The 2,121-nt window shown below is 48.4% G+C and carries 4 protein-coding genes; 3 read left to right on the top strand and 1 reads right to left on the bottom strand.

Going from position 1 to position 2,121, the window contains the following annotated elements; genetic code table 11:
• The 3 genes from AACY02_RS25865 to AACY02_RS25855 form a co-directional block, all read left to right on the top strand.
• Positions 1–647, top strand: a 647-nt coding sequence (locus AACY02_RS25865) for an RHS repeat-associated core domain-containing protein (RefSeq protein WP_339434352.1), incomplete at its 5' end; no start/stop codon positions are given.
• A complete protein-coding gene (locus AACY02_RS25860) occupies positions 644–1,210 on the top strand; it encodes a suppressor of fused domain protein (RefSeq protein ID WP_339434351.1) in 567 nt (188 codons plus the stop codon). The genes AACY02_RS25865 and AACY02_RS25860, both read left to right, overlap by 4 nt.
• A gap of 100 nt (positions 1,211–1,310) precedes the next feature.
• Positions 1,311–1,574 carry a PAAR domain-containing protein gene (locus AACY02_RS25855; protein WP_339434350.1) on the top strand — a complete coding sequence of 88 codons (264 nt, stop codon included), beginning with the start codon at positions 1,311–1,313 and terminating at the stop codon, positions 1,572–1,574.
• A gap of 221 nt (positions 1,575–1,795) precedes the next feature.
• Here the strand turns inward: AACY02_RS25855 and AACY02_RS26175 are convergent, their stop codons facing one another.
• On the bottom strand, positions 1,796–1,972 hold the full coding sequence (locus tag AACY02_RS26175; protein ID WP_445261969.1) for a TIGR02391 family protein: 177 nt from the start codon (positions 1,970–1,972) through the stop codon (positions 1,796–1,798).
• Positions 1,973–2,121: the final 149 nt, after the last annotated feature.

Below are 2,121 nucleotides of genomic sequence, written 5' to 3'. Positions count from 1 at the left end.
CGTTTGATGCGTTGGCCTGGTATCAGTGTGATCACTTGGGGACGCCGCAGGAGCTGACGGATTCACAAGGCAACATGGCCTGGACCGCGCAGTACAAGGCTTGGGGGCAGGTGACGGAGCAGCGTTCAGAATGGGCGCGCCAGCATGGTGTGACGAATCCGATACGGTTCCAGGGGCAGTATCACGATCATGAGACTGGGCTGCACTACAATCGATATAGGTACTATGATCCGAGGGTTGGGCGGTTTATTTCGCAGGATCCTATTGGCTTCGCGGGCGGCATTAACATCTACCAGTATGCGCCAAACGCCAATGGTTGGATTGATCCGCTTGGATTGGTTAAAGGTACAAATGAAAAAGGTCAGGTCACGAGTCGTGGAGGATGGAGAAAGGCATCTGTAAGGGACGCATGGAATAGTGCTCTTCCCGGACCGAACGGAGGCAAAATCTGTCCTGTGTGCGAAACAGAAGTAGAAGTTGCCCCAGGAACAGGTCCGCGAGATTGGGATATGGATCACCATCCCGATCCGTGGAGCAAAAGAGATTTCCCAGACGGCGTAAGTCGAAAAGAGGTTCTCGACAATTACCAGACGGGCGTTATTCTAAAATGCCCATCCTGCAACCGTAGAGAAGGAAATCGAAAATGAGCATTATTGAACATATAGAGAAGCACTTTGGGAAAATTTACCAAGGGTGGGACTTTTCTGAAGGTGCACATTCTTATCAAGTAGTTGAGTGTCGGGATGGTAGTGTGGAAGGTGTTGTCACATTTTGTACGCTAGGCCTTTCACATGTAGGACTTAAGTCTTCGGTGTCTGCACAAGTAATACACCACGAATTGTTATTGTCTATTGATCAGAATGAGATTCCCAAGAATGCAGTCGCAATCGTAAAGCAACTTGCAGATGATGCTATTGGATCCAGTTGCGCCTTGTTGAATAATCAGTTAATACAGAGGGAGGGAGTTGTTTTTGATGATTGCTCGCTCTCTGCTGTATGGATCAAGCCTCCGGTTTTTTTTGGAGATGAATCATTTTCTTATACTGGGCCTGATACGCATGGCCTTACATTCGTTTTTGCGTGGATTGTTCCAGTGTTTGACTCGGAGCTTAAATATATTGAACAAAAAGGTGCGGATGCTTTTGAAGTATTGCTTGAAGAAACATCGATTGATTTGTTTTCCCTAAGTAGGGATAGCTTGGTCGCTTGAATTTATAGTGCAAGCTTTCTTTGCTCCGTTTTCTGCAACGAGCTTAATTGAGTTTAGTGGGGCGTTGTGGAAAACGGATATCTGAAGGCGGGGTGATGATATGACAGATGCTATTCGCCTAGGCGATTCCACTTCACATGGTGGTAAGGTTCTAGAAGCTTTCTCCCAAACTAATCTGAATGGAAAGCCAATTTCTGGGCTCGGTCATAAGGTCAGCTGTCCATTGTGCAAGGGCGTTTTTCCGATTGCTGAGGGCAGCAGGACCTATACTGTCGATGGCACGCCTATCGCGCTGGACGGGATGAAGACCGCCTGTGGCGCAGCCCTTATCGCTAGTGGCCCGAAAGGTGCTGTAATCAGCTAATTTTCTGAATTTCGTCTACTTTATAACTCCCGTGTTCGGCTTATCCGTTGTTCTGCTGGATAATAAATTGGACCATTAGAACTTTGGATATCCGCTTCTGTCCGTTAGCAAACTTTTGCATAGTGCAGCGTAATCTTGGCCGACCGGATACGCGCAGTGACAGACAGAGCCGCGCCTTCCTACGGCGGCGTATGAATTTAAAGTTCGGAGTGCAGGGTGTTTCAAAGTCTCGGAGGCATATGTGCTTTATCAAGGCGTCGATGAATCAGAGAGACGATTGTAAGCAAATACTCCGCATCTTCTTTGGTCATAGTCCAGTGTATTCGAGCCTCATAGGCCGCAGGGTTTCGAAACATCCCAAATGTGCCCCGAACGAAGTTCGCAAGTAACCGCTCCATGAACTACACATTCAAAGCACTCCCCTGACGCCGGATGCTGTGCTCCCGTTTTTCTCCGGAGCCAGCCCCCGCCATGATGCGACCCGACGCCAAAGTTGAAAAAGTGTACCTCTACCCCAAACCCGTGGACTTGCGAAAATCCATCGACG

The organism is Pseudomonas sp. EA_65y_Pfl2_P78 (genome assembly GCF_963970495.1).
GTDB classification, from domain to species: domain Bacteria; phylum Pseudomonadota; class Gammaproteobacteria; order Pseudomonadales; family Pseudomonadaceae; genus Aquipseudomonas; species Aquipseudomonas baetica_A.
The sequence above is the reverse complement of the archived record's forward strand: the minus strand, read 5'-3'. Positions and strand labels throughout refer to the sequence as shown.

Excerpts from the sequence above, each read along its gene's own strand:
- AACY02_RS25860 (WP_339434351.1), top strand. The coding sequence starts at position 644 with ATGAGCATTATTGAACATATAGAGAAGCACTTTGGGAAAATTTACCAA.
- AACY02_RS25855 (WP_339434350.1), top strand. The coding sequence starts at position 1,311 with ATGACAGATGCTATTCGCCTAGGCGATTCCACTTCACATGGTGGTAAG.
- AACY02_RS26175 (WP_445261969.1), bottom strand. The coding sequence starts at position 1,972 with ATGGAGCGGTTACTTGCGAACTTCGTTCGGGGCACATTTGGGATGTTT.